The sequence below is a fragment of the Streptomyces otsuchiensis genome, from assembly GCF_004305975.1.
GTDB classification, from domain to species: Bacteria; Actinomycetota; Actinomycetes; order Streptomycetales; family Streptomycetaceae; genus Streptomyces; species Streptomyces otsuchiensis.
The window spans coordinates 1-528 of the sequence record NZ_BHZI01000593.1 but is presented as its reverse complement, the minus strand read 5'-3'; the positions used below and the strand labels follow the sequence as shown (position 1 = coordinate 528).

1 pseudogene is annotated in these 528 nt (G+C 77.8%); it reads left to right on the top strand.

Going from position 1 to position 528, the window contains the following annotated elements:
* Positions 1–99: 99 nt before the first annotated feature.
* Positions 100–528: pseudogene (locus E0D90_RS26005) on the top strand (hypothetical protein); the annotation flags it as partial.

Sequence of the window (528 nt, the reverse complement as noted above, 5' to 3'; positions counted from 1 at the left end):
GGCGCCGACCGCCGCATCCCGCCCGCCGATGTCGCCGCGATGGGCGGGGCACGGTGGCCCGGAAGCGCGCCGTTGACGCCTCCGCCGATGCCCCGGTCGATGCCCTCGTCCCCGCCCTCACCGGAAGGCGGGGAAGAGGAAGAACGCCGGCCTGCGGTACCGGAGCCGATCACCGTCCCCAAGCGTCCGAGCACGCCGCCGGACGTCCACGAGGCCACCGCCACCGCCACCGCTGTCCCGGCCGTCCCCGCCACGGCCGGCGATGCCCCGGAGGACCGCGAACCCGCCACGGCCGCCGAGGAGCCCGAGCCCACCGAGCCCCCGGCCGCTACCCCCGCAACTCCCGCTGTCGCAAGAGTCGTTGAGGACGTGGAGGGCGAGGAGGCCGCTGACGCGGAGCAGACACCGGTCACCGGGGTCCCCGTCGTGGAGGTGGCGCCTGTCGCCCCTCCCGAGAGCGCCGAGGACACGGAGGTCCCCGCGACGGCCGCCGCCGCGCCGGAGGACGCGCCCAGCGCGCCGGAGGCG